This window comes from Winogradskyella sp. A2 (assembly GCF_046762865.1).
GTDB lineage: Bacteria > Bacteroidota > Bacteroidia > Flavobacteriales > Flavobacteriaceae > Winogradskyella.
Window position 1 is genome coordinate 37,781 of sequence record NZ_JBKQXM010000006.1, and the last position, 25,753, is coordinate 63,533.

24 protein-coding genes and 2 tRNA genes are annotated in these 25,753 nt (G+C 33.1%); 10 read left to right on the plus strand and 16 right to left on the minus strand.

What is annotated here, in order from left to right; genetic code table 11:
* Positions 1–19: 19 nt before the first annotated feature.
* Genes ACFWV9_RS12165 through ACFWV9_RS12185 form a run of 5 tightly spaced genes read right to left on the minus strand, consistent with a single transcriptional unit; the run spans position 20 to position 3,154 of the window.
* Positions 20–613, minus strand: a complete 594-nt coding sequence (locus ACFWV9_RS12165; protein ID WP_411895499.1) for a Maf-like protein — start codon at positions 611–613, stop codon at positions 20–22.
* Positions 614–618: 5 nt separating this feature from the next.
* Positions 619–1,545, minus strand: coding sequence for a geranylgeranylglycerol-phosphate geranylgeranyltransferase (locus tag ACFWV9_RS12170; protein WP_411895500.1), 927 nt, complete (start codon positions 1,543–1,545; stop codon positions 619–621).
* A gap of 8 nt (positions 1,546–1,553) precedes the next feature.
* Positions 1,554–1,868 (minus strand): hypothetical protein, encoded by a 315-nt coding sequence (locus tag ACFWV9_RS12175; RefSeq protein WP_411895501.1) that lies wholly within the window; start codon positions 1,866–1,868, stop codon positions 1,554–1,556.
* Positions 1,869–1,872: 4 nt separating this feature from the next.
* Positions 1,873–2,406, minus strand: a complete 534-nt coding sequence (locus tag ACFWV9_RS12180) for a KdsC family phosphatase (RefSeq protein ID WP_411895502.1) — start codon at positions 2,404–2,406, stop codon at positions 1,873–1,875.
* Positions 2,393–3,154, minus strand: coding sequence for a Rossmann-like and DUF2520 domain-containing protein (locus ACFWV9_RS12185; protein ID WP_411895503.1), 762 nt, complete (start codon positions 3,152–3,154; stop codon positions 2,393–2,395). The genes ACFWV9_RS12180 and ACFWV9_RS12185 overlap by 14 nt, the downstream gene beginning before the upstream one ends.
* 73 nt (positions 3,155–3,227) lie before the next feature.
* Between ACFWV9_RS12185 and ACFWV9_RS12190 the strand changes: the two genes are divergently transcribed.
* The 5 genes from ACFWV9_RS12190 to ACFWV9_RS12210 all read left to right on the plus strand — a co-directional run bounded on the left by ACFWV9_RS12190 (position 3,228) and on the right by ACFWV9_RS12210 (position 9,310).
* On the plus strand, positions 3,228–3,632 hold the full coding sequence (locus ACFWV9_RS12190; RefSeq protein ID WP_411895688.1) for a group III truncated hemoglobin: 405 nt from the start codon (positions 3,228–3,230) through the stop codon (positions 3,630–3,632).
* Between the two features lie 14 nt (positions 3,633–3,646).
* Positions 3,647–4,090 (plus strand): large conductance mechanosensitive channel protein MscL, encoded by a 444-nt coding sequence (mscL, locus tag ACFWV9_RS12195; protein ID WP_411895504.1) that lies wholly within the window; start codon positions 3,647–3,649, stop codon positions 4,088–4,090.
* Between the two features lie 96 nt (positions 4,091–4,186).
* Entirely contained in the window at positions 4,187–7,384 is a 3,198-nt protein-coding gene (ccsA, locus tag ACFWV9_RS12200; RefSeq protein WP_411895505.1) for a cytochrome c biogenesis protein CcsA, read from the plus strand.
* Positions 7,385–7,460: 76 nt separating this feature from the next.
* Positions 7,461–7,649 carry a hypothetical protein gene (locus ACFWV9_RS12205; protein WP_411895506.1) on the plus strand — a complete coding sequence of 63 codons (189 nt, stop codon included), beginning with the start codon at positions 7,461–7,463 and terminating at the stop codon, positions 7,647–7,649.
* A gap of 254 nt (positions 7,650–7,903) precedes the next feature.
* Positions 7,904–9,310, plus strand: a complete 1,407-nt coding sequence (locus ACFWV9_RS12210) for an MATE family efflux transporter (protein WP_411895507.1) — start codon at positions 7,904–7,906, stop codon at positions 9,308–9,310.
* A gap of 55 nt (positions 9,311–9,365) precedes the next feature.
* On the opposite strand, the gene ACFWV9_RS12215 is transcribed toward ACFWV9_RS12210, so the two are convergent.
* On the minus strand, positions 9,366–10,103 hold the full coding sequence (locus ACFWV9_RS12215; protein ID WP_411895508.1) for a bacteriorhodopsin-like: 738 nt from the start codon (positions 10,101–10,103) through the stop codon (positions 9,366–9,368).
* Positions 10,104–10,207: 104 nt separating this feature from the next.
* Between ACFWV9_RS12215 and ACFWV9_RS12220 the strand changes: the two genes are divergently transcribed.
* Both ACFWV9_RS12220 and ACFWV9_RS12225 read left to right on the plus strand, forming a co-directional pair.
* Positions 10,208–11,080: a Brp/Blh family beta-carotene 15,15'-dioxygenase gene (locus ACFWV9_RS12220; protein ID WP_411895509.1), complete on the plus strand. Its 873-nt coding sequence runs from the start codon at positions 10,208–10,210 to the stop codon at positions 11,078–11,080.
* Between the two features lie 41 nt (positions 11,081–11,121).
* Positions 11,122–12,267 (plus strand): trans-sulfuration enzyme family protein, encoded by a 1,146-nt coding sequence (locus ACFWV9_RS12225; RefSeq protein WP_411895510.1) that lies wholly within the window; start codon positions 11,122–11,124, stop codon positions 12,265–12,267.
* A gap of 32 nt (positions 12,268–12,299) precedes the next feature.
* On the opposite strand, the gene ACFWV9_RS12230 is transcribed toward ACFWV9_RS12225, so the two are convergent.
* The 3 genes from ACFWV9_RS12230 to ACFWV9_RS12240 are packed head-to-tail and all read right to left on the minus strand — an operon-like array spanning position 12,300 to position 16,543.
* Positions 12,300–12,992, minus strand: coding sequence for a DUF2490 domain-containing protein (locus ACFWV9_RS12230; protein WP_411895511.1), 693 nt, complete (start codon positions 12,990–12,992; stop codon positions 12,300–12,302).
* A gap of 57 nt (positions 12,993–13,049) precedes the next feature.
* A complete protein-coding gene (gene pckA / locus ACFWV9_RS12235; RefSeq protein WP_411895512.1) occupies positions 13,050–14,687 on the minus strand; it encodes a phosphoenolpyruvate carboxykinase (ATP) in 1,638 nt (545 codons plus the stop codon).
* Between the two features lie 26 nt (positions 14,688–14,713).
* Entirely contained in the window at positions 14,714–16,543 is a 1,830-nt protein-coding gene (locus ACFWV9_RS12240; RefSeq protein ID WP_411895513.1) for an SLC13 family permease, read from the minus strand.
* Between the two features lie 230 nt (positions 16,544–16,773).
* Here ACFWV9_RS12240 and bshB1 point away from each other — a divergent pair, with 230 nt between their 5' ends.
* A complete protein-coding gene (gene bshB1 / locus ACFWV9_RS12245) occupies positions 16,774–17,493 on the plus strand; it encodes a bacillithiol biosynthesis deacetylase BshB1 (protein ID WP_411895514.1) in 720 nt (239 codons plus the stop codon).
* 61 nt (positions 17,494–17,554) lie between these two features.
* Positions 17,555–17,630, plus strand: a tRNA-His gene (locus tag ACFWV9_RS12250).
* Between the two features lie 95 nt (positions 17,631–17,725).
* Here ACFWV9_RS12250 and ACFWV9_RS12255 read toward each other — a convergent pair.
* The 4 genes from ACFWV9_RS12255 to ACFWV9_RS12270 form a co-directional block, all read right to left on the minus strand.
* The gene (locus ACFWV9_RS12255; RefSeq protein ID WP_411895515.1) at positions 17,726–19,300 is read right to left on the minus strand and encodes a M28 family peptidase; all 1,575 of its coding nucleotides are present in this window, start codon (positions 19,298–19,300) and stop codon (positions 17,726–17,728) included.
* A 95-nt stretch (positions 19,301–19,395) separates the two neighbouring features.
* A complete protein-coding gene (locus ACFWV9_RS12260; RefSeq protein WP_411895516.1) occupies positions 19,396–20,427 on the minus strand; it encodes a M28 family metallopeptidase in 1,032 nt (343 codons plus the stop codon).
* Between the two features lie 70 nt (positions 20,428–20,497).
* A complete protein-coding gene (locus ACFWV9_RS12265) occupies positions 20,498–20,833 on the minus strand; it encodes an FUSC family protein (protein ID WP_411895517.1) in 336 nt (111 codons plus the stop codon).
* A gap of 3 nt (positions 20,834–20,836) precedes the next feature.
* Positions 20,837–21,616: a DUF3108 domain-containing protein gene (locus tag ACFWV9_RS12270; protein WP_411895518.1), complete on the minus strand. Its 780-nt coding sequence runs from the start codon at positions 21,614–21,616 to the stop codon at positions 20,837–20,839.
* A gap of 176 nt (positions 21,617–21,792) precedes the next feature.
* Here ACFWV9_RS12270 and ACFWV9_RS12275 point away from each other — a divergent pair.
* Positions 21,793–21,877 (plus strand) — tRNA-Ser (locus tag ACFWV9_RS12275).
* Between the two features lie 111 nt (positions 21,878–21,988).
* Here the strand turns inward: ACFWV9_RS12275 and ACFWV9_RS12280 are convergent.
* The 3 genes from ACFWV9_RS12280 to ACFWV9_RS12290 form a co-directional block, all read right to left on the minus strand.
* Positions 21,989–23,029: a CaiB/BaiF CoA transferase family protein gene (locus tag ACFWV9_RS12280; RefSeq protein WP_411895519.1), complete on the minus strand. Its 1,041-nt coding sequence runs from the start codon at positions 23,027–23,029 to the stop codon at positions 21,989–21,991.
* A gap of 88 nt (positions 23,030–23,117) precedes the next feature.
* On the minus strand, positions 23,118–25,277 hold the full coding sequence (locus tag ACFWV9_RS12285; protein ID WP_411895520.1) for a molybdopterin cofactor-binding domain-containing protein: 2,160 nt from the start codon (positions 25,275–25,277) through the stop codon (positions 23,118–23,120).
* Positions 25,278–25,288: 11 nt separating this feature from the next.
* Entirely contained in the window at positions 25,289–25,750 is a 462-nt protein-coding gene (locus tag ACFWV9_RS12290; RefSeq protein WP_411895521.1) for a (2Fe-2S)-binding protein, read from the minus strand.
* Between the last annotated feature and the right edge of the window lie 3 nt (positions 25,751–25,753).

The following is a 25,753-nucleotide window of genomic DNA, read 5'->3' on the forward strand; positions in this document are numbered from 1 at the left end:
TTCTTACAAAGTTACGACCCTACTCATCCATAGCAATGCTATTTAACGTTTCATAAAGTAAATGTGTGGGAAGGCCAACAACATTATTATAAGAACCTTCAATGCTGCTTATACCAATGGAACCTATCCATTCTTGTATACCATAAGCACCAGCCTTATCAAATGGTTTGAAGTTTTTTATATAATACCAAATTTCTTCATCCTCAAGCGCTCTAAAAGTTACTTTGGTTATAGTGTGCACAATTTTTTGTGATTGTTTTTGAGTAAAACAAATTGAAGTAATAACCTCATGAGTTTTATTGCTCATAGATTTGATCATATTGAAGGCATGTTGTTCGTCTTTTGGTTTTTCAATAGGTTTTCCTTCTAACCAAACTATGGTATCACTAGTTATAAGTATATCATTAGCTTTTAAATCATTTAAAAACGGTTCGGATTTTAATTTTGCAAGATAATCAGTGATTTCGTTTGCTTTTAAATGACTTGGATAAACCTCATCAACAGGATGAAGTCTAATTTCAAAATTTAAATCCATTCCTCTTAAAAATGCATGACGTCTTGGAGAGGCTGAAGCAAGGATGATATTATAATCTTTAAGTTTGTCTTTTAGCATTGCACTTACATTAAGATGTATTGATACGTTAAGACTGATAGCATACCAGTGATCATTACAATTTTTAGTACAGTACTAATATGTTTATAATCTGATTTTTGCTCTGCATTAAAAATCTTAATACTTGAATAAATAAGGGGTCCCAAAACAAAGACCAAAAAATAACCCACTACCAATTGTTGCTTAAATAAATAGGTTATTACATAATATATAATTGCAAAAATTGGTAAAAGTGATACTATAAAAGCAAAATTATTAGCGCGTACTCTACCAATAACGACAGGTAGGGTTTTCATACCAGCGTTATGATCTCCATTAATATCTTCAATGTCCTTAATCAATTCTCTCACTAGATTGATTAAAAATGCAAAAGTGGCATAGTCTAATATTAGATCTAAAAATGTTTGTTGCGCAGTTCTGTTTATTTCGTTCATTACAGGAAGCAATTCAAAAACACCAACCATTAAAACACTTAAGGCAACCACAAAAGAAATAATTATGTTTCCTACAAGCATTATTTGTTTTAAAGCAGTAGAGTATAGGTAAAGTAAAGCCGAAGCAACAACAAATAGAACAAAAAAGCTAGGTTTTCCTATACTGTTAGATAAATAAAACCCTAGCCCAACCCCAATTACATTGAGAGCAATAAATAGGTTGAAACCTATCTTTTCTGAAATGTGTTTATTTATTATGAGCTGATTCGGTTTGTTTATTTTATCGGTCTCAACGTCATAAATATCATTAATAATATAACCTGCACTTGCTATGCATATAGTTGAGAGTACAAGTATGAAGAATTCAATATTACTTAGTGCTGTAAAAACACCATATTTTTCTTTAAATGGTACTAATAAGGCATATTTGATTAAATATTGTACAAAGACAATCATTAGTAGGTTATTCCAACGAATTAATTTGAAATAATGAATCATACTATATTTTAATGGGATAATATTTGATTGATTATATAATAGGCAAAATAAGCGACCCCTATAAAAACAAAAAGACTAATGATCGAGGTTCTTATTAGAAGCTTACGTTCTTGTTTTCTGATTTTATCTTTTATTTTTTGCTTGTCTTCCTTGGTAAGGTTTTTATGCATAAAATGCATTTCATAATGCAAATGTGCTTCTAAATCTAGCTTTTGTTTGTATACAGAAAATGGTGTGCTGGTCTTTTGATTAAATGTTGCTTGACTATTACCAAAACCAATATATCCAAATCCTGTACTATGTCGCCTACTTCTTCGTTTCATTTAGTTAATCATATTTGGCATCAAAATTACCATTCCATTTCCCATGAATTTTTAAGACCTGTTCAATTACATCTCGTACAGCACCATTGCCACCATTTTTATGAGAAATATATTTGCAAATTGCCTTTATTTCTGGTACAGCATCTTGAGGACAACACGGTAAACCAACCAGTTTCATTACAGGGAAATCAGGAATATCATCTCCCATATATAATACAGACTCTGCCTTAATATTATAAATATCTAGATATTCATCTAATTGCTCTATTTTGTTATGTGCACCAAGGTAGATGTCTGTAATTCCCAATCCACGCAATCTTTTTCTAACCCCTTCATTAGAGCCACCTGAAATTATACAAACATTAAATCCAGCATCAACTGCAGTTTTAAGTGCAAACCCATCTTTTATGCTCATTTTGCGTAACATTTCTCCATTTGTTGTAACTGTAATGGTGCCGTCAGTAAGGACACCATCAACATCAAAAATAAAAGTGGTGACGTGTTCTAAATATTCTTTATAGCTTTTATCGTTGCCCATGTGTTTTTTTAATAGAATTGGTAAGTAGTTCGTAAATCACTTTATGTTCTTCGTTTTCTATTTGTTTCAGATGCCTTTTAATGGTTTTCTTATCATTTCGCTTAGCAGGTCCTGTTTGTGCCATATATGGTGACATTTCTTGAACTTTACGAGCAGTCTCCATTATTAATGGCTTTAAGATATCAAAATTAATGTTTTTAGCATCACTAATTTCATGTGCAATTCTATAAAGCTGATTCACAAAATTATTTACATAAACGGCAGATAGGTGTAAAGTTTGCCTTTGTTCAGTATTTATTTTATAAAATTTACAACCCAATCCTTCTGATAGGGATTTTAAAGTTTGTAAATTTTCTTTTTCTAAGCATTCAATACATATAGGTACCTCCCTAAAGTCTAGTTCTGCTCCTTTGGTAAATGTTTGTAAAGGATAAAATACGCCACGTTTGAGTTTTTTGCTCAGTTGATGTATGGAAACACTCCCTGATGTATGGGCAACAAGTCGATTATTAAAAGGCAGTGCATCAGAAACGTCTGCAATACTATCGTCACTCACAGCCAAGATATAAATATCTGCTTCTTTTAAGGCAGTTAAATCGTCAGTTATTTCAACTTCATTTTTATATGGAGTTATAGCGTCTAAAGATCTATTGAACCATTGTGATATGGCAATAGATTCTGATTTTTTAAATGCATTAAATAAATGTGAGGCTACATTGCCTGCACCAATTAAAACTACTGATAACATGCTGTAAAAATACTAAGTTTTACCATTCTCTACTGATAAGATTAACACAAATAGAATAACTTTGAATAATATGATGAAAAAAGATATTCGAAATAGAGAAGATATTCATCTTTTAGTCACTGAGTTCTACATAAAAGTGCGTGCTGATAATACTCTGGGCCCTTTTTTTAATGATACCATAAGTGATTGGGATGCCCATTTAGATCATTTAACCACGTTTTGGGAGTCGAGTTTATTTCTTAAAACAAAGTTTACAGGTGATCCCTTAAAGGCACATATTAAGGTAGATGAAGACCATAACAACTCAATCACAGAATTACACTTTGGTATATGGCTAAATTATTGGTCTCAAACTATTGATGAATTATTTGAAGGCGATTATGCGAATAATGCCAAAAGAAGAGCTCGGAAAATGGGTACTTTTATATATTTAAAAATATTTGAAGCAAGAAATTTTAAGAAAGAAAATAAACAATAATATAAGTTAGGAATATGAAACTATTTAATGAATTTAAGGAATTTGCCGTTAAAGGAAATATGATGGATATGGCTATTGGTATTATAATAGGAGCAGCCTTTAATAATGTAATTGATGTTTTGACAAAAAAAGTGTTGTTACCTCCATTGTCTTTGCTTTCTGATGGTATAAATTTTCAAGATAAAAAACTTGTATTGAGAGATGCAATTACAGATTCTACTGGTACAATGACAACTTCTGAGGTTGCAATTGCCTATGGTCATCTTTTTGAAGCATTCTTAGACTTTTTAATTATTGGATTTACAGTGTTTATTGTGGTTAAATTTATGAATAGATTGCGAAGAAAAGCGCAAGATACAAAGGATGTAACAGTAGTTACGCCTAAGGATATAGAGTTGCTTTCAGATTTAAAAGCGTTAATGGAAGAACAAAACGACTTGCTTAAAACTACAAAATAAACACGAGTAATTTTAACATCTTTTGTAACTATAAAAGACATATTTTAATCCTTAAAAAGCATTATCTTTGCACGAGCTTAAAATAAGCCAAAAGCTATGCAAAAGAAGATATTCAATTTCCTATTTTCCACACGACTTACCGCCTTCTTATTTATTGTTTTCGCTGTTGCTATGGCAACAGGTACAATCTTAGACAGAAATATGGAAACCTCACCAACGCCATATACAAGGCAATTAATATATAATGCCTGGTGGTTTGAGGCGATTATGGTATTTTTTGTGATCAATTTTGTTGGTAATATTTTCAGATACAAACTACATAAAAAGGAAAAGTGGGCTACACTGACATTACACCTTTCATTTATTTTAATATTAGTTGGTGCATTTGTGACACGCTATATTGGTTATGAGGGTATTATGTCTATTAGAGAAGGTGCCACAGAGAGCGAATTTCTTTCACAAAAGACCTATATTAAAGGTAGAATTGTTGGTGACTTTGAAATAAATGGCCAGTTACAACAGCGTAATATCGAAGAAGAAGTAGATTTTTCCCCAAGACTAAATAATGATTTTGATGAAACTTTTAGTTATGGAGGTACTGAAGTTAATATCAAACTAGATGAGTTTATAAAGGGTGCAGAAAAAGATATAATTCCTAATGATAATGGAGAACGCTATCTAAAAATTGTTGAGGCCGGTAATGGGCAACCACATAATCATTTCTTAAAAGATGGAGATATTGCCAATCTTCATAATGTATTGATTACTTTAAATAATTATCAAGAAGGTGCAATTAATATTACCGAATCTGAAGAGGGTTTATTTATTAATTCTCCATATGAAGGTGAGTATTTAACAATGGCAACCATGTCACAAGGTAAACTTGTAAAAGATAGTTTACAGCCGTTGTATTTAAGATCAAGATATATTATAGGTAATATGCAAATGGTATTTCCTAAACCAGTTATTAAAGGCGAATTTGGTGTTGTTAGAAAGTCTCAGATATTAAAAAATGATGCAGATGGTATTATTATGAGCGTAACAGCAAACGGTGAAACCAAAAAAGTAGGTTTGTTAGGCGGAAAAGGAAATTATAACGGATTTGAGGAGTTTGAAGTAGGTGGAATGGAAATGGCTTTGCAATATGGATCTAAAGTGTTAAGGTTACCTTTTCAGGTAAAACTAAATGATTTTATAGCAGAGAAATATCCAGGTACTGAGAAAGCCTATTCCTCTTACGAGAGTAAAGTAACGGTTTTAGACCCAGAAAAAGGTGATTTTGATTATCACATTTATATGAACAATATTTTAGATCATAGAGGATATAGATTCTTTCAAGCAAGTTTTGACCCGGATGAAAAAGGAACAGTTCTCTCGGTTAATAACGATCAGTGGGGAACCTATTTAACATATGCTGGTTACCTATTATTGTATTTTGGTTTATTGGCCATAATGTTTACTAGACATACGCGTTTTGACGAACTAAGAAAACGGTTAGAAAAACTTAAAACTAAGAAGGCGAAATTACTAACCATGTTAGTTTTAATGTGTAGTATTTCCGGATTTTCCCAAGAGCATTCGGAAAATGATGGACATGATCATTCAGTTGGTTTAAGGCCTACAAAAACTCAAATCGATTCTATTTTAAGAGCAAATATTACACCCAAGGCTCATGCTGAGGAGTTTGCGAAAATGGTGATTCAGGATTACAGTGGTAGAATGATGCCAATGCATACCTACGCTTCTGAAATGCTAAGAAAATTAAGTAAGAAAGAAACTTATGAAGATTTTGCTGCAACTCAAATATTTTTATCTATTCAAGAAAGTCCGCTGTTATGGTATAATGTGCCAATTATTTATTTAAAGCCTAGAAAAGCAGATTCGATTAGAACTATAATTGGTGTAGACTATAATGAAAAATATGTGAGTTTATTGGATTTCTTTACACCAGATGGTAGAAATAAATTAGGTCCCTATATAGAAGAAGCGTATAAAGCTCAAGTACCTAACGGTTTTCAGAAAGAAGTAAAAGAAGCTTATGGCAGATTGGGGTTATTGTCTGATGCCATAGAAGGAAGATCAATCAAAATTTTTCCTGTACCAGAGGATGAAAATAATACTTGGATTTCCTCTTTAGACTTTAGGGAAGGTAATTATAGAGAGAAGATCAAAGACTCCTTGTATGGCAATTTTATTAATAATGGTTTTACTGCGTATTTAGTGACCTTGAATAATGCAAAACAAACAGGAGACTTTTCAAAGGCTGAAGAATTATTAGCGGGTATTAAAAAGACACAACAGAAGTTTGGTGCTTCGGTAATGTTACCTAATGAAAAGATTAATGCTGAAATAATGTATAACAAATACGATATCTTCAAGAAACTGTTTAGTTGGTATATGTATGCAAGTACGGTGTTGTTCATTCTTATAATTGTTCAAATTTTTAAATACCGTAGTAAATGGCTCAGCATTGCCATAAAAACTTTAATTGGTATAATAATATTCTTATTTGCTCTTCATGTTGCTGGTTTAGTAATGCGTTGGTACTTGTCTGGTCATGCACCATGGAGTGATGCGTATGAATCTATGATTTATGTTGCTTGGTCAGTAATGTTGTTTGGTTTGTTATTTGGACGTAAGAGTAATCTAACTATTGCTTCATCTGCCTTTGTCTGCTCTATGATCCTTATGGTTGCTCATTGGAATTGGATGGATCCTGCAATAGCAAATCTTCAACCTGTTTTAAAAGGCTATTGGTTAATGATTCATGTCTCGGTAATTGTAGCCAGTTATGGTCCATTTGCAATAGGTATGATATTAGGTGTAGTTGCATTATTGCTAATGATTCTTACAAACAAAGAGAATAAGGCCAGAATGGATATTAATATTAAAGAGCTGACCATTATTAATGAATTGGCACTTACCGTAGGTCTTGTGATGTTAACTATCGGAAATTTCCTAGGTGGAATGTGGGCTAACGAGAGTTGGGGCCGTTATTGGGGCTGGGATCCTAAAGAAACATGGGCATTAATTAGTATTATGATTTATGCCTTTGTAATACACATGCGATTGGTTCCTGGACTTCGTGGTCGTTGGTTGTATAATTTAATGTCTGTATTAGCTTTTGGGAGTATTTTAATGACTTATTTTGGTGTTAATTTCTATCTGTCAGGTTTACATGCCTATGCAAGTGGTGATCAAATACTTAGTTTTCAATTTATAGCGATTACAATTGCGGTGATTGCCATATTAGCGTTTTTTGCTTACAGAAAATATAGATTGTATTATAAGTAAGGGTAACTTTTTTTCTCAAAAAAACACAATAGAAGTGTATTTTTATTAAATTGAACTTTTAAACCTCACTTTATAAATGGATTTCTTTAAAAAATTAGGAACTGCAAACCTTTTAATGTTGGTTTTATGTGCAGTTATAATTCTAGTAGCAGAATATTTATTTCTTAATGGAGATCAAATGCATGGTATGTTTGTTGGTCTTTGGGCACCAACGTTACTTGGTGTAATGATTTATTTAAAACTCGTTGATGATGGAAGCGAATGATATAGTTTTTTGGTTTTCCATTATAGTTTCGGCATTAGTTGTTCTTTGGGCTGTGCTGATAATTAGGGCCTACAACAAAATCGAAAGGAACAATTAGTAATTATTCTTTATTGATTGAATCTGCTCTAAAGCTCAGTTAATCTTTTATTTACCTAAAAATTCAAAGGAATATTATATTAATGTATATAGTCTCTTAGGAGAATTTATGTTGTCATTAAATAAATATTTCTGCATTTATAATTAATTTTATCCTAATGCAATCTAAAAAACTCTCATTCAAACAGCTTTTATATTATCTCAAAATTGCGGTTTCTGGTAAACAACAAGATTTTACAACTGGTAGTATCCGTAAGGCGGTATTTATGCTTTCGATTCCGATGATCTTAGAAATGTTGATGGAATCAATTTTCGCTATCGTTGATATATTCTATGTGTCTCAAGTTAGCGTAAATGCTGTGGCTACAATTGGATTAACTGAATCTGTAATTACATTGGTATATGCTGTGGCAATTGGTTTAAGTATGGCAGCAACCGCTATTGTTGCTCGCCGAATCGGAGAAAAGAATAAAGAAGGTGCATCTCAAGCAGCAGTCCAGGTTATCTTTCTTGGTGTCTTTGTAGCGGCAATTATTAGTGTAATTGGAATAATTTTTCCGAAAGATATTCTCAGTCTTATGGGAGGAGAACCTGATCTGATCGCTGAAGGTTACGGTTATACACAGGTATTGTTAGGAGGCAACGTTACCATAATGTTACTCTTTTTAATCAATGCTATATTCAGAGGTGCTGGCGACGCATCAGTTGCAATGTGGGCATTAGTAGTTTCTAATGGCCTAAATATAATATTGGACCCCTTATTTATTTTTGGATTGGGTCCTGTACCTGCATTTGGTGTTAAAGGTGCAGCGATAGCCACTACTATAGGAAGAGGTACGGCTGTCATATTTCAATTATTAGTACTTTTTTATGGTTGGAGCAGAATTAAAATCAGGTTTAAGGATATAGTATTAAGAGTGGCAGTAATGCTTAATCTTATTAAAGTGTCACTAGGCGGAATAGGACAATTCCTTATAGGAACATCTTCTTGGGTGTTTTTAATGCGTATAATGAGTGAATTTGGTAGTGAGGTTTTGGCTGGTTATACCATAGCAATACGAGTGATTATGTTTACAATGATGCCAGCTTGGGGAATGAGTAATGCGGCGGCAACATTGGTGGGTCAAAACTTAGGCGCACAAAAACCAGATAGAGCAGAAAAATCAGTTTGGAAAACAGGAAAGTACAGTGCAATATTTATGGGTATAGTATCTATTTTTTACCTCATTTTTGCACCAGAAATAATCAGTTTATTTACACAAGAAGCGGAAGTTGTAAAAAATGGAGCTCTTTGTTTAAGAATCATTGCCGCTGGATACATATTCTATGGCTATGGAATGGTGATTATTAATGCCTTTAATGGGGCAGGAGACACTAAAACACCAACCTATATTAATTTCTTTTGTTTTTGGGTATTTCAATTACCAATAGCTTACTTGTTGGCATTAAAGCTAGAACTTGGTCCATTAGGTGTGTTTTTGGCTATTACACTTGCTGAAGTTTTGATAACAGTAGCAGGAGTTATATTATTTAAAAAGGGTAAGTGGAAGTTGACACTGGTATAATAAAAGAGCCTCTCACATTGAGAGGCTCTTTTATTCTTTTTCATATTATTCTTTACTATGCTTCAGCAGTAGATGAAGCACTTACTGCTAATCCATATACTACTAAGCCGAAACCTATTTTGTTTACAGCATCACCAATATTATAGATAACATCCATGTTTAGTCCTAGATTGGCCAAGCCATCATACCATCCAGGTGTTCCTGCCATGTATCCTAATGGATAAATAGCCCACCCAACAAGTACGAACCAACATAATGTTTTATGAGCTTTCAATACTGCACCACCTGCTTGTTCTGCAAGTTTCTTTGCTTCGCCTAGCCATACTATGTATGCTATAATGAAGTATGCAATACCCGATAATAGTCCCCAGAACCATGCTTGATCTCTGTAAACAGCTTCTCCAAAGTATCCAGTTACTAACATCACAACTGACCAGAAAATTAATTTCCACATCAAGGATTTCTTAGCACCTGCAACTTTAAGTATTAAGTAAAATTCAACACACATTAAAGGTACAGTTAATACCCAATCTACATACCTAAAAAATGTAGGTGATTCTGAGTAAGCTGCCCAATAGTCTCTCATGTACCAATAGTGTACCGCTGCAATAAAGGTGATTAATCCTGATACAAGGATTGAAGTTCTCCATTTTTTATCAAAGCTATTCATTGATAAAAAGAAAAAGGCCGAAGCGGCCATCATTGCCATACATCCTACAAAGAATGTAAAACCAACGTAGTCATCAGTTGCAATTTTACTTACATCTGCTAATAAAATGGTTAGTAATTTCATGTTAAATTAATTTTGTTTAGGCAAATTTAAAATAACTTAAACAATAAATGTTTAAAATTATCTTAAAAAAATTAAACAAAATCAAATTTGAGTACCTTTGAAATATGAAATCGTCAATTTTTGGACTTTTTTTAACAGTTTTTCTACTTTGGTTAACTCAAAGGCTTAGTGTGACCTATGAGTCATATTTAGCCTATGGATTAATCTTAACTGTCGGTATTTTTCATGGTGCAAATGATATTTCTCTAATTCGTTTTTTAAATAAAGGATCTACTTCTCACTTTACTAAATACCTATTATTTTATCTTCTATTAGTTCTTTTTACGTGTTTTATATTTATTAAGCTTCCCCTTATCGCCTTATTTATTTTTGTTGCATTCAGTTGCTATCATTTCGGTGAACAACATTTTAGCAATCAATTAAAAGTGCATAATAACATAGGTAACTTTCTTTACGTAGGTTATGGCATTTTAATTTTTGGTCTACTTTTTTATTTCAATTACGAAGCTACGAGTTCTATAATTAAAGAGTTAACGGGATTTGTATTTGCAGAAATCTACTATTTAGTATTTTTTTTAATCGGTATAGTTGTAACAGGTATTTTTGGATATTTAAGTTTATCCAACTTTAAAAAAGAAGTGGAATTATTTAGAGAGATATTCTTAATTCTTCTTTTTGCCTTATTATTCAAATTAGCTTCCTTGTTATGGGCTTTTGCTATTTATTTCATTGTATGGCATTCATTACCATCATTAAAGGATCAAATACAATCACTTTATGGTAACGTTAATACTAAAAGTTTTATCGGCTATGTAAAGTCATCTATTATTTACTGGTTGATTTCACTAATTGGGTTAGTAGTTGTTTATTATATTTCCGAAAGTCTTAACATTCGTTTTATTACTTTATTCTTTGCGTTTTTGGCTGCGATTACTATTCCACATGTTATTGTAATGTATTACCTTAATAAGAATTAATATATTTTAATTTTTTAGTATTATTCCTTTATTTTTATGCTATGAAAAAACTAGGATTGAATACCATTTGCACACATGTTGGTGAGGTAAAGGACGAACAATTTAAAGGTGCTGTGTCACCAATGTATTTAAGTTCTTCATACGAATTTTTAGATGTTGATGTAAAACGTTACCCAAGATATTTCAATACACCAAACCAAGAGTTTTTATCGAAAAAGATTGCCGCTTTAGAACATGCAGAAGATGCTATAATTTTTGGTTCTGGTATGGCTGCAATAAGCACTATGTTTCTTGCATTTCTTCAAAAAGGAGATCATTTGGTTGTACAAAATACGCTTTATGGTGGAACGGTTAATTTTATTAAAGAAGAACTCCCCAAATATGGTATAGAGTTTACCTTTACTAATGGTTACAAGGTTGAAGATTTTGAAAACGCAATACAATCAAACACTAAATTAATTCATATTGAAACGCCTTCAAACCCTTTAATGACCATTACTGATATAAAGGCCATTGCAGAATTGGGGAAATCTAGAAATGTGCATACATCCATAGATAATACATTTGCTTCACCTGTTAATCAAAACCCTTTAGATTTTGGTATTGATATGGTGATGCACTCTGCAACTAAATATTTTGGTGGGCATAGCGATATTTGTGCAGGTGCAGTAGCAAGTACCTCTGAACATATAGAGCGCATATGGAATGTTGGTAAAAATTTAGGAGGAAGCCTAAGTGATATGACCGTGTGGATGTTAGAGCGTAGCATGAAAACCTTGGGTCTCAGAGTTAAAGCTCAAACTAAAAATGCTATGAAACTTGCAAAATGGCTTAATAAGCACCCAAAAGTCTCTAAAGTTTATTATCCTGGTCTAAAATCACATCCTGAATATAAATTAGCAAAATCTCAAATGAAAGGATTCGGAGCAATGCTTTCTTTTGAATTAACTGACGACCTAGACTCATATAATTTCCAAAAGCATCTTAAATTAATTAAATCTTCAATGAGTTTAGCTGGTATTGAAAGTACAGTAATCTCTCCACATTTGACATCACATGCGCTACTCACCCAAGAAGAGAGAGACAATGTTGGCATTAGTGATCAACTGATACGTTTTTCAGTAGGGATTGAATCAACAAAGGATATTAAAGAAGATATTGAACAAGCGATACAAAAAGTAATATGACCTATAAACTTAATTTTAGTTATACTATTTTACTATAGCTGGGTTGTTTTTTCTTTTCTAAAGTCGTAATTGAAGTTTAATTGTAAAGATATTCTGTTGAAATTATTCGTTTTAAACGAGTGTCTTAAGTAACCTAATTGTACGTTTATGTTTTTATTTAAATTGCCTCCAAGTCCGGCATAAGCTCTATTTTGTTGAAAATCAAATTCATTTAAATTAAAGTGAATTTCATCGTAAATGGAAACAAATAAAGTTTTGTTAATTGAGATATTACTTTTAAACCTATAGCGTATTCTATGTTTTAAAATGTTTTCGGTTGGAAATTCTAGAAAGCGTTGTTCAAGTTTAAATCTGTGAGACAAGCCAATTGAATTTAATTTATGTTTCAGTACTATTTGTTCAAGAATCCTATTTTCTGAAATATTAGTTACGTCGTTTATTTCAAATGAAGTGTCAATGACACCATTTGCATATCCAATCCCAACAGTAACATTTTTATTTATGTGATAATTTAATCCCACAATACCTAAAATTAGTTGGGGATTTTCTGTTGAAAGTTCATAATTCCAGTTGGTGAAAAAACCACTTATGCTAAGTTTATTGGTTATTCTATTGGATAAAGAAATTTCGTAAAATGATCCTAATTCACTTTCTCCAGTATTTTGAGCAGATAAGTTAATGTGAAACAATAGGGTAATAAGTAATATATGCAAAGTAGATTTCATGGTATCAATAAAATTAAAAAAGAGCCCAGAAATGGGCTCTTTCTAATCATGGAATTATTAAACATGGTCGCCTAAGTGATGGTGTTCATCAATTAATGGGCCACCTTCTATAATCTGTTCTGAAGCTTCACTAGCAAATTTCTCAAAATTCAAGTGGAACGAATGCGCCAATTGAATTGCCTTACTAATGTAAGCACCTTTCTGCAACCAAGTATTCATTGGGTCTAACATTTCTGTAGGAACGTTAGGACAATACTTAGGCATATTTAATCCAAATATTGGATGTTGTTCAAAATCAACGTTGTCTAAATCTCCATTTAATATGGCAGTGATCATTGCTCTTGTGTATTTAAGCTTAATACGAGATCCAACTCCATAAGGACCACCACTCCAGCCAGTGTTCACTAACCAAACGTTTACACCAGCTTCTTGCATTTTCTTACTTAGCATTTCTGCATATTTAGTTGGGTGTAATGGCATAAATGGCTCACCAAAACATGCTGAGAACGACGGAACTGGTTCGGTAATACCAGCTTCTGTACCAGCAACCTTAGCAGTATAACCAGAAATGAAATGGTAAGCTGCTTGTCCAGGAGTTAATTTAGATACAGGAGGTAAAACACCAAATGCATCACATGTTAAGAAAAATATATTCTTAGGATTATCAGCATATGATGGAGTTTGAATATCATCAATATGATAGATAGGATAACTTACACGTGTATTTTGAGTAATACTACTATCAAAATAATCAACGTTGTTATTTTCATCAAAAATCACATTTTCAAGAATTGCTCCAGGCTTAATGGCTCTATAAATGTCTGGCTCTTTTTCTTCTGTAAGGTCAATAGTTTTAGCATAACAACCACCTTCAAAATTGAAGATTCTGTTTTCTGCCGTCCAGCCATGTTCGTCATCACCTATTAATTTACGTTCAGGATCTGCTGATAAAGTTGTTTTACCAGTACCAGAAAGCCCAAAGAAAATTGCAGTATCTCCAGCCTCGCCAACATTTGCCGAACAGTGCATTGGTAATACGTTTTTATCAACTGGCAATATCATATTCAACGCAGAGAATATACCTTTCTTCATTTCACCTGTGTAAGCAGAACCACCAACTAAGGCAATTTTCTTAGTAAAATTAAGTATAGAGAAATTACCTTGTCTCAAACCATATTTTGCAGGCTCAGGACATTCGTAGCCAGGTGCACAAAGCACCAACCAATCTTCTTCAAAATTCTCTAATTCTTCTTCTGTAGGTCTCAAGAACATATTATAAATAAACATATTAGACCAAGGATATTCAGTAATGGTTCTTACGTTCAATCTATATTTTGGATCAGCACAAACATATCCGTCACGTGCAAAAATTTCTTTGCCGCTAAGGTATTTTTCAATCTCACTTTGTAAGAAATCAAAATTCTCAGGAGAAATTCCCTTATTTGTTTTTCCCCACCAAACGCGATCTTTAGTATAATCATCTTTAACTAGAAATCTATCTTGTGGTGAGCGTCCTGTGAATTTTCCTGTATTAATAGCTAAGGTGCCATTAGCAGTCTCTTTTCCCATTCCTTTTTCAACGGTAATGGCTTGTAATTTTTCTGGCGATAAATTCCAATGAACTTTAGAATCTATAATGCGATACTTAGTAAGGTCTCTTGTTTTCATCTTTTGATCTTTTAATAATGTTTCCATGAGTTAATAATTTATTTTGACTTTCTTTAAAATGGCCATATTAATGGCACTAATAATAATGTTGATATTAAAAATAGTAGGAGCAATGGAGCGCCTACTCTTACATAATCGATAAATTTATATCCTCCTGATGTCATAATCATGGCATTGGTTGTTGTACCGACAGGGGTTAAAAATGCTGTTGAAGCACTAATGGCTACTGCAATCATAAATGGTGCGGCAGACAAGTTTAATGTGTTTGCGGCAATAATTACGATAGGTGCCATAAGTACTGCGGTTGCAGAATTGTTAATTACTTGGCTGAATCCAGTAGTTAATAAAAATACACCTGCTAATAGCGCTATAGGGTCTAGACTACCTAATGTATCTACTAATCCTTTCGCAATAAGTTGAGCCGTTCCTGTTTTTTGTAATGCTATGCCCATAGGTATCATTGCCGCAATCATTACTACACTAATCCAACTAATTCCTTTGTAAGCTTTTGATATAGGTACACAGCCACTAATTAATACAACACCAGCTGAAATTAAGGCTGCTACTGCACCCGGTACAATTTTGAACACTAACAATACTATCATTAATATTAAAGCGAATAATGCGATGTATGATTTTGACGTAAGATTAGTTACAGTTTTAGACATACCCTCTGGACTACCACAAATTACAAGATTTTCGTGATGTACTTTAAGTTGTTCAATGTCATTCCATATACCTCTAACTAAGAATGCATCTCCAGCCTTCACTATAACCTCTCTTTCTGTAAAAGGTTTATTATTTCTAGAGGCTGCCATTAATTGAACACCAAATCTTTTAAAGAATCTACCAATTCTAATTTTTCTTCCTACCAGAATAGATTTTGGTGTCACCAGTATTTCAGCCATACCAACCTCTTGATTAATGAGATTGTTTCTCAACTCATCAGCAACCGGTTCTAATGGTAGAAGACCTAGTCTAAATTTTATCATCAATGCATTAATAGCAGGAGTATCCCCTTTAACCGTAATAATATCGTGATATTTAAATTCTGTATTATCTTCTGGAAACTCTATAAATGGGTCATTGCGTTTTATCCTGCTAGGGTGTCTACGTTTTATTCTAAGTATAGAAACGTCATGGTTTTTTTCAAAATCCCAATCACCCAATTTGGTTCCTAATAAAGGTGATACCGATCTTACTCTTAATCTATAATAATCATCATCGACTTTATAAGCTTCAATCCATTTGTGAAGTGTTGTACTTATATCTACAGGTTTATTATTTGTTTTGTTCTTTGGTAAAAGTCTATATCCTATAAATCTAAAATAGATTAAGGCAATCAATAATAAAGGTAGGCCGATCAACGCAAATTCAAAGAAAGAAAATCCTTCCAAACCACTTTCTAACATTGTATTATTAACAATTATGTTTGGAGGTGTACCTGTTAATGTTAAAAGTCCGCCTGTATTTGAGCCAAATGCCACAGGCATCAACATCTTTGATGGTAAGGTCCCAATACTCCATGCAGAAGAAATTGTAACTGGCATAAGTGTAGCTACCGTTCCCGTATTACTAACCACACCAGATAATAGGCCAGAACCTAAGGTAGTGATTAGCAATAATTTGACTGAGCTTTTTCCAGCTAATTTTATAAATTTCTCTCCTGCCATTGCTGTCCATCCTGTTTGAGACAATCCTTCTCCTATTATGAAAAGGGCTGCAATCATAATAACAGTTGGATTGCTAAAGCCACTTAATGTTTCATCTAGTGTTAATATTCCAAATAGAAATAAACTTAACATTGAAAGCAGTGCAATAATATCTGGTGTGAATTTGCCCCAAATAAATAAGGCGATGGTTATGATTAAAATTGTAAGCATTAAGCTCATAGGTGGTTCTATCTCTAATTATAATGTAAAGTTAGTAGCAATAGCAACCAATAATTATGACGAATGTCATGCTTTTATATTATTATGAATTTTTCAATTTTGCACATGTATTTAATACCAAAACAGAATTATTTTGAATCGATAACGTTTGCGAAATAGGAAGTAAACGATTATCTATCTTCTTTTTAATATTTTTGACATCAGATAAAAGTAAAAATTAGATGAAATTAGACATTTTAGCCATAGGAGCGCATCCCGATGACGTCGAATTAGGGTGTGGCGCATTGCTTGCAAAGGAAGTATCTAGAGACAAGAAAGTTGGAATAATTGATTTGACTCGAGGTGAACTTGGTACAAGAGGAACAGCAGAAACCAGAGATGCAGAATCATTTAATGCGGCTAAAATATTAGGTATACATAGTAGATATAATATGCAATTTGCAGATGGGTTTTTTACTAATGATAAAAAACATCAAATAGAAATTATTAAAATGATAAGATTCTATAAGCCAGAAATTGTAATCTGCAATGCAGAAGAGGATAGGCATATAGACCATGCAAAAGGAAGCAAGCTAGTCAGTGATGCTTGTTTTTTGAGTGGATTAAGAAAAATTGAGACAATAGATAAGGAAAATAATAAACAAGACGCTTGGCGACCAAAAGCTGTGTATCATTATGTTCAGTGGCAAGATTTACAACCAGACGTTGTGGTAGATGTATCTGGATATATGGATAAAAAAATGGAGGCGGTTTTAGCCTATAAAACACAATTTTATGATCCTAAAAATAGCGAACCAGAAACGCCTATTTCTAGTAAAAACTTTACAGATAGTATAAAATATAGAGCGAGGAATTTAGGAAGATTGGTTGGTGTAGAATATGCGGAAGGCTTCACAGTAGAGCGTTATCCTGCAGTTGAATCCTTATTTCATTTAAAATAAGTAAAGAAAACGTTTTGTAGAAAAACGTAAATAATTTACATTTGCAGTCCTAATCAAAAATGGTGGTTGTAGCTCAGTTGGTTAGAGCGCTGGTTTGTGGTACCAGATGTCGTGGGTTCGAGTCCCATCTTCCACCCAAAACACAAAGCCTATCGGTAACGATAGGCTTTTTTTGTTAATCATAATTATGCCCATACTAATCAATAGACATAAAACATTATAATATTTTGAATTATTGCTCTGTAGCTTTATCAACAACGATTCGCCCTTCTCGATTGGCAATTTCCCATGCCGTATGGAATACAAGCCTTGTTCTATTTTCTAATAAATCATATTCTATTTTATCTGGCGTATCAGTATGCTTATGATAATCTGCATGAGTACCATTAAAATAAAAAATTACAGGTACGTTATTCTTAGCAAAATTGTAATGATCTGAACGGTAATAATAGCGATTTGGATCATTCTCGTCGTTATATGTATAGTCTAGTTCTACATTAGTGTATTTTTTATTTACTTCTTCAGAAAGATTATGAAGGTCTGAACTTAATTTGTCACTTCCAATTAGGTAAACATAGTTTCTATTACCTTCTTTTCTTTTAGGATCCGTGCGACCAATCATATCAATATTTAAATTAGCCACTGTATTTTGTAATGGGAATATAGGATCATTATCCGTGTAATGCCTAGAACCTAATAGCCCTTTTTCTTCACCTGTTACATGCAAAAATAGAATAGATCTCTTAGGGCCATTTCCTGCTAATTGAGCCGTCTTAAATGCTTCAGCAATTTCTAAAATTGCTACTGTGCCAGACCCATCATCATCAGCACCATTATAGACCTTTTCATTTTTCACGCCTTCATGATCCAAATGAGCTGATAATACTATTATTTCTTCTGGCTTTTCCGAACCTTCAATAAATGCAACAACATTTTCTGATGATACATTTATTGAATTATTCTCAATGGACAAATTCAAGTTAGTATTTATAACTTTTGCATTACTGTCGTCCATTATTTCAGAATGAAGTGCACTTGCAACATTTTTATTTATCATTAACATCATCATAGAATCCTCTTTGCTTTTTAGAGAAAGACGACCTGCAGAACCAGAAGAGGCTTGACGTTGAAAATATGGTGCATATCTCGAAAATAAATTTTCATCTAAATAAAGTAACCCCTTAGCACCGTTTTCCATTGCCGCCTGGCTTTTACTAGATAAGGATTGACGTCCATTAGTCCATTTAGTATCCTTTTTGTCACCTGAGGTAATAAAATTACCTTCCGCATCTAATGGCTCACCTGCCTTAGCTAAGACAATTTTGCCCTTAACATCAATATTCTTATAATCTGAGTAGTTATCTCCATCAATACCATAACCAACATAGACAATTTCCTTAATCGACATATCCACGGATTCTGATACTGCAACAGCAATTAGATCTTTAAAATTTTCAAATGAATTACCATTAACGTTCAGTTGAGCCTCTGCCACTTTTTGTTTTTCTAGTGGTACCTCTTGAAAATAGTTTTCACCTAGTGGTGATGCAATGCCCATTTGTTGATATTGAGTTTTTAAATATTCAACTGCTAATTTTTGACCTTTTTCACCTGTTTCTCTTCCTTCAAATTCATCTGATGCATAGGTAAAAAGCATATCCTTTAGCTCCTCTGAAGTAATGGTTGAGGCATATTTTACAGGACTTAAATCATTTTTAGACTTTGATACAGGAGCTGTACTCTTTGTAGATGTGCCACAACTTGTAATAATTAGTGAAACACACCAAAGTAGAATTAATTTCTTCATTAAATTATAGTTAGATAATTGTTTAAATAGCGGTAAAGCTACAAAAATTAAGAGGTGCTTGTGATTTCTCTAATTTTCTTTTAACAAACTTTAACTTAAATTATCTCAGCTTTAAGTTTATTTGGAGAATTCGCTAAATACCAAGCTGTTGCAAATATTAATTTAGTCCTTTTAGATAATAATGGGTAATTTATCTTTTCAGCTGTATCAGTAGGTTGAGTGTAATCTTCATGTTCACCGTTAAAGAAAAATATAACTGGAACACCTTTTTCTGCAAAATTGTAATGATCAGATCTATAGTAATAACGATTTACATCTTTCTCTGCATTAAAGGTAAAGTCTAATTCGAGATTTGTAAAGGTAGAGTTGGCTTTTTGTGCTATAAAGTGTAGTTCTGTGCTAATTCTATCTGTACCTATAAGATAGATGTAATCTTCATTGTTTTTATGAGGTTCATCAACTCTTCCTATCATATCAATATTTAAAGTTGAAACTGTGTTTTCAATTGGGAATATGGGATTATTAGTATAATATCTAGAGCCGTGTAGTCCTATTTCTTCAGCCGTAACGTGAAGAAAAACAATACTACGTTTAGGTCCATTCCCATCAATTGCAGCCTGCTTAAATGCTTCTGCCATTTCTAATACAGCGGCAGTACCTGATCCATTATCATCTGCTCCGTTATATATTTGACCATCGATTATTCCTTCATGGTCTGAATGTGCAGAAATGTAAACATATTCTTCAGGAAATTGAGATCCTTCAATATAAGCGATAACATTTTGAGATGTATTTACGTTTTCTGGTAAAACATCTTTAGGAACTATTTGATAATAATCAGGATGTGATTTTGGAGCTTTAATATTTTGCTCTTTATAATAAGATCTCAGATAATCGCAGACTTCATTGTGCCCAGCTTCACCGGTCATACGCCCTTCATATTTATCATCCGAAACTTCTCTGACATGAAGTTTTAGTTCTTCTTCTGTAATTGTACTTAAATATTGATTAACAATTACCTCGTCATTATATAAAATGCTGTTCTTAAGATTTTCAATTTTATCACTATGTCGCAGAGTTGAACAAGAACCAACAAGGACTAAAACTGAGGCATAAAGTAATTTCATGAGTAACTAACTGATTTGGACAAAAATAAATCAAAAAGTTGAATAAATATTAAAGGAAAATGGGTTGCAATTATAATTCTTCATCAATTTCTAGGTCTTCGAGTATTTCTTTAGAATCTTCAAGATTTTCTTCAGCTCTTTGTTCTAGTTGATCAGTATTGCCCAGTTCCGCTTTATTGAATATTCCCTTGTAAATAGTTATTCCAAGAGAAATGATTACCAATAGAAATATGTATTGAATAGTTTTTGTCTTTGTATGTTGTTTTTTAGATATAAATAAGACCATTAATCCACATAATAATGCAACTATAATAGGTATAATAGCAAGGTTAGATAATGGAGTAACGGCAAGAACCGTTGCCAAAATAGCAGATATAAAACCAAGAATAATAAATACTTTTTTCATTTTTTAATATTTTAAGCCAGACGCTGAATCAATTTTTAGCTCACCATTCCCAACAGGTATTTTGAATTTCGCATAAACTGGGATTTTATTTTGATCTGCAGTTAACCAAATTAAATTTGAATTACTGCCTTGTAGCACATCGCCACTTTTCATAGAAATTGCCAATTTGTAGCATTCTTTTCTTCCAATATTTGTATTTATTGTTTCCTTTGATACATAACGCACGGTTATTACTGTTTCTTCATTATCAAATAAAACAGTAAAATTTGACTGGTCACCTAAACTCGCCTTATGGATATCTAGATTTCTTATACTGTATAAGGTTGTTACTAAGTCCTTTGCTGAAGGGCCAATTTTCACATTCTTTTTAACTTCCCAGATTGTTCCGTCACGTCTTTTTTTCTTTCTAATACTCTGAACCGTTTGAGGTTTATGACTGTATTTGTATTGCATAAACTTATAATAGCCGCCCTCGCTTATGTCTCTTTTGTATAAATAAGGCGTCAATGTTTTTGGGTTCACATAGCTTTCGTACAAGTCTCTAATTTTAAAAAAGTTATCCCATTTCTTATAGGTTGCAGCAGTACATTTTAAGCGTAGTAAAGTACTTTTTGAGGTTTTAACCTCACTGGTTTCCATTTTTACTTGTGCTATATCAGTCAGTATCCCAGACATATTATAGGATGCTGTATACACTAATTTTTCACTAGATGAGATAGTATTATTTTGAGCTGAGCTAAAAAGGCTAAATAAAAAGACTAATGTAAAAAAATAGTTTTTCATATGTTTCAGTTTCTGTAATAACGATTTTACAATCATTTATTGTGCCGAAAATACAATGCTTTGCCAAATGTTGCTAATTTTTATTTACTATTGGATAGGTTTACAGACAAGAATTAAAAAACTGAAGAAAAATCTTTGGCTACATGAAAAAGCGTTTTATATTTGCATCCGCTATTGGAGAAATGGCAGAGTGGTCGAATGCACCAGTCTTGAAAACTGGCGAGGGTCACACCTCCGGGGGTTCGAATCCCTCTTTCTCCGCAAAACCCCTTTTAATCATTTGATTTTGAAGGGGTTATTTTTTATAATCCTTCAAAAGAATTATAAAAACACAAGTTTTGTTGCACTAAAGGGTGGCCTTTTGATTAATTGCTAAATAAGTGCAGTTTTTACTCTAACCGTTTCCATGCCTTCAATAACTTGCTTAAGTAGCATCTTTTCAGACTTCTTATCTTTAAAAACGTCTTGCATGTTTTTTACAATACCATAAGGAATGTTTCTTTGTTCAAGTTCAGAAACCCAGTAATTTGATGTTTTTTGGATTATACATTCATTTATTTTACTGTTCAATGCCTCTCTTTTTGATAATCGTTGGTCATTCGTTCTGAACTCATCATATTCAATGCTTAAAAGTGAACATAAATTTTCAAATTGCTTTTCGGAACCAACGGCCAAAACAAGTAATTGACCATCTTTTGTAGTATACATATCTCCATAAGGTGCAATGTTAGGATGCTGGGTACCCATAGGTTGGGGAATATGCCCTTCCATTAACCAATTAGTAGCTTGATTGGCCAAGGACGCTAAAGCACTTTCATAAAGTGAAACTTTAATATGTTTTCCTTCACCAGTATTTAACTTGTTAATGATTGCGCAGAGAATAGCTTCTTTTAAGTGGTGAGCGGCAAGTACATCAATTAAAGCAACAGGCATTTTTACTGGGTTTCTATTTGGTTCACCATTCATAAACATAAATCCGGTTTCAGCCTGTAGTACAACATCAAATGCAGGTCTCGATTCGTCACCACCAAAACCTGTAAGTTCTGCATAAATGAGTGATGGATTGTATTGTTTTAAATCATCATAACCCAATTTAAGTTTTCTGGAAGTGATTGGTTTATAGTTAGATATTACAATGTCGGCATCCTTTATATGATTAATTAAAATCTCATAATCTAAACTATCTTTTACATTAAGCAATAGGCTTTCTTTAGAAAAATTTGCGGCACTATAATAAGCAGAAATGGCTTTTTCTTTGTGTTCAGTTGGAAGTTTCCATGTTCTCGTAACATCACCATTAGTAAGTTTATTTTCAACTTTAATAACTTTTGCACCTAACTCAGCAAAGAAAGTACCTGTTAAAGGACCAGCCAAAACGCTGGCCAACTCTATTACTTTTAAGTTTTTAAACATATGATGATTTCTAAAAGAGCAATTAACCTTCTAAAGGAAAATTATAATTTTTCACCGTATTGATGAATTCTAACTAATCTTTGTTACACTAAACGGTCAAATCTGTTTTCCGATTTTTAATGGATTTAATAAATGGCTGTTTTAGCAAAATCTGTCCTGTTGCGGCCTTTATAGCATTTGCTAATGCACCGCCTGCTGGAGGAAGACCTGGTTCTCCAAGTCCGGTTGGAGATAGATCATTTTCAACAAAATGAGTCTCTACAATTGGAGTATCCTTCATGCTTATGAGACGGTAAGAACCAAAATTAAGATCTTGAGGTTTACCGTTTTTAAAACTGAAATCACCATACATTGCGTGCCCTATTCCATCAATTACACCGCCTTCTATTTGATTTTTGGCCCCTGTTGGGTTAATTACTATACCACAATCTACTGCGACAGTTACTTTTTCTATAATTGGACGTCCGTTATTTAATGTTATATCAACAACTTCAGCTACATGAGTATTATGACTGTAATATGCTGCAAATCCTTGATACGTGTTAACATTAGATTTTCCCCAATTACCTTTTTTAGCAGCTAGTTTTATCGTATCCGCCATTCGTTTAGCAGAGTATTCAATAGACTTGTCTTCACCGTCTTTTACATTTTGCAGTAAATCAAGTCTTAATTGAACAGGATCTTTGTTTACAGCATCCGCTATTTCGTCAAAAAAACTTTGTTCTGCAAAGGCTAGGAAATTAGTATACGGAGCACGCCATGCACCTGTAGTTATATTACTCTGGAAATTACCTGTTTCTACCTTGTAGTTTGCAATTGCTCCAGCTGGAAAGAAATTAGGTATAAGTCCATACATGTTTGAGTTTATAGCTGCTTCTTTTAAATGATAACCAGTGACTTGATTATTTTTTATTGATGCTTTTATTCTATATTTAATGGCAGGTCTATAAATCCCAGCACCCATATCGTCCTCTCGGGAGTACACAACCTTAACAGGCATTTTTGTAATGTTTGATATTTCTGCTGCTTCAAGGACAAAATCACCATATAATCGTCTTCCAAAACCACCACCCATTCTAGTCATTTCTAAATGAACTTCCTCAGGATTTCTGTTTATTAAATTTGCTACTCTATGGGCAGTACCGGCAGGTGTTTGTATAGGTCCTACTAAATGAACTTTATCATCAGTTACATTTGCATAGAAGTTCATTGGTTCCATGCAATTATGTGGTAGAAAAGGTGATTCGTAAGTTCGCTCAATGATTTGGTCTGCTTCAGCAAATGCCTTATTAATATTGCCATCTTCACGTCTAACATCTAGATTGTTGCTATTTAATATTGAATCCAACTCTTCATTATGTTGACTGCTACTTTCTAAATTACTACTCGTGGACCAATTCATATCAAGAGCTTTCTTTCCTTTCATTGAGGCCCAGGTATTGGTTGCCAATACGGCAACTTTATCACCAAACTTAACAACTCGTTGAACACCATTTATGGATTTTGCCTCAGTATCGTCAAAAGAAATTAACTTCTGTCCAAATGCTGGAGGTCTACTTACCGATGCAATTAGCATACCTTCAGCAACATAATCAGATCCAAATAAAGGTTTACCGGTAATTATTTTATCTATGTCTACATTGATAGCATCCTTCCCAATAATCTTATAATCTTTTGGAGATTTTAGCGTAACATTTTCAGGTACTTCTAATAGTGCTGCTTCATTTACAACATCACCATATCCCAATTTTTCACCATTTGAATTTTTAATGATACCATTAAATGCTGTGCAAGTACTTGCATCTACACCCCATTTCGCTGCCGCGGCATTAACCAACATTTGCTTAGCAGTTGCACCCGTTTGTCTCAGGGCATCCCAGCCAAATCTTATTGATTGGCTACCACCAGCTACCTGGCGCTGAAAATTTTTAGTATCTAAAGCTCCTTGTTCTACACTCACATGATCCCATGGTACATCTAATTCTTCAGCGATTATCATAGGCATAGAGGTTTTTACGCCCTGACCAATTTCTGGGTTAGGTGAAAAAATAGTGACATAACCATTCTCTGCTATTTTTATAAAAGCATTAAAATCTTTAAAATCTAATTTTGAAATATCAACAGGAGGCACAGTAGCTTCTTTACAAGAATTAAAAAAGTTAAATCCAATTAAGAGACCACCACTGGCTAATGCAGAAGTACGAATGAAATTTCGTCTGCTAAATGTAATTTTATCGTTAGTTTTCATAATAATTTAGCTTAAGACATTTTTTTTGCAGCTAAAGCAACTGCTTTTTCTATTCTATTGTAACTAGCACATCTACACAAATTCGCATTCATCGCATTTCTAATTTCATCTTTGTTAGGACTAGGATTTTGTTTCAAAAATGACGTAGCTGTCATAATTTGACCAGCTTGACAATAACCACATTGCGGTACATCTAATTCTTTCCATGCCTCTTGGACAGGATGTAATTTATCAGTTTCCAGTCCTTCTATTGTTGTAATTTCAGAACCCTCAAGTCTCGAAGCTGGCAACAAACAACTTCTTGTAGCAACACCATTAACATGTACAGTACAAGTGCCGCATTGACCAATACCGCATCCGTATTTTGTACCAACTAAATTGATCTCATCTCGAAGTACCCATAATAAAGGAGTATCATCATCTGAAGTAATGTTGTAGACCTTTCCATTTACTTTTAAACTATAGTTTGCCATAGA

Coding starts and splice junctions, on each gene's coding strand:
- ACFWV9_RS12165 (WP_411895499.1), bottom strand. CDS start 613: ATGCTAAAAGACAAACTTAAAGATTATAATATCATCCTTGCTTCAGCC.
- ACFWV9_RS12170 (WP_411895500.1), bottom strand. CDS start 1,545: ATGATTCATTATTTCAAATTAATTCGTTGGAATAACCTACTAATGATT.
- ACFWV9_RS12175 (WP_411895501.1), bottom strand. CDS start 1,868: ATGAAACGAAGAAGTAGGCGACATAGTACAGGATTTGGATATATTGGT.
- ACFWV9_RS12180 (WP_411895502.1), bottom strand. CDS start 2,406: ATGGGCAACGATAAAAGCTATAAAGAATATTTAGAACACGTCACCACT.
- ACFWV9_RS12185 (WP_411895503.1), bottom strand. CDS start 3,154: ATGTTATCAGTAGTTTTAATTGGTGCAGGCAATGTAGCCTCACATTTA.
- ACFWV9_RS12190 (WP_411895688.1), top strand. CDS start 3,228: ATGAAAAAAGATATTCGAAATAGAGAAGATATTCATCTTTTAGTCACT.
- mscL (WP_411895504.1), top strand. CDS start 3,647: ATGAAACTATTTAATGAATTTAAGGAATTTGCCGTTAAAGGAAATATG.
- ccsA (WP_411895505.1), top strand. CDS start 4,187: ATGCAAAAGAAGATATTCAATTTCCTATTTTCCACACGACTTACCGCC.
- ACFWV9_RS12205 (WP_411895506.1), top strand. CDS start 7,461: ATGGATTTCTTTAAAAAATTAGGAACTGCAAACCTTTTAATGTTGGTT.
- ACFWV9_RS12210 (WP_411895507.1), top strand. CDS start 7,904: ATGCAATCTAAAAAACTCTCATTCAAACAGCTTTTATATTATCTCAAA.
- ACFWV9_RS12215 (WP_411895508.1), bottom strand. CDS start 10,103: ATGAAATTACTAACCATTTTATTAGCAGATGTAAGTAAAATTGCAACT.
- ACFWV9_RS12220 (WP_411895509.1), top strand. CDS start 10,208: ATGAAATCGTCAATTTTTGGACTTTTTTTAACAGTTTTTCTACTTTGG.
- ACFWV9_RS12225 (WP_411895510.1), top strand. CDS start 11,122: ATGAAAAAACTAGGATTGAATACCATTTGCACACATGTTGGTGAGGTA.
- ACFWV9_RS12230 (WP_411895511.1), bottom strand. CDS start 12,992: ATGAAATCTACTTTGCATATATTACTTATTACCCTATTGTTTCACATT.
- pckA (WP_411895512.1), bottom strand. CDS start 14,687: ATGGAAACATTATTAAAAGATCAAAAGATGAAAACAAGAGACCTTACT.
- ACFWV9_RS12240 (WP_411895513.1), bottom strand. CDS start 16,543: ATGCTTACAATTTTAATCATAACCATCGCCTTATTTATTTGGGGCAAA.
- bshB1 (WP_411895514.1), top strand. CDS start 16,774: ATGAAATTAGACATTTTAGCCATAGGAGCGCATCCCGATGACGTCGAA.
- ACFWV9_RS12255 (WP_411895515.1), bottom strand. CDS start 19,300: ATGAAGAAATTAATTCTACTTTGGTGTGTTTCACTAATTATTACAAGT.
- ACFWV9_RS12260 (WP_411895516.1), bottom strand. CDS start 20,427: ATGAAATTACTTTATGCCTCAGTTTTAGTCCTTGTTGGTTCTTGTTCA.
- ACFWV9_RS12265 (WP_411895517.1), bottom strand. CDS start 20,833: ATGAAAAAAGTATTTATTATTCTTGGTTTTATATCTGCTATTTTGGCA.
- ACFWV9_RS12270 (WP_411895518.1), bottom strand. CDS start 21,616: ATGAAAAACTATTTTTTTACATTAGTCTTTTTATTTAGCCTTTTTAGC.
- ACFWV9_RS12280 (WP_411895519.1), bottom strand. CDS start 23,029: ATGTTTAAAAACTTAAAAGTAATAGAGTTGGCCAGCGTTTTGGCTGGT.
- ACFWV9_RS12285 (WP_411895520.1), bottom strand. CDS start 25,277: ATGAAAACTAACGATAAAATTACATTTAGCAGACGAAATTTCATTCGT.
- ACFWV9_RS12290 (WP_411895521.1), bottom strand. CDS start 25,750: ATGGCAAACTATAGTTTAAAAGTAAATGGAAAGGTCTACAACATTACT.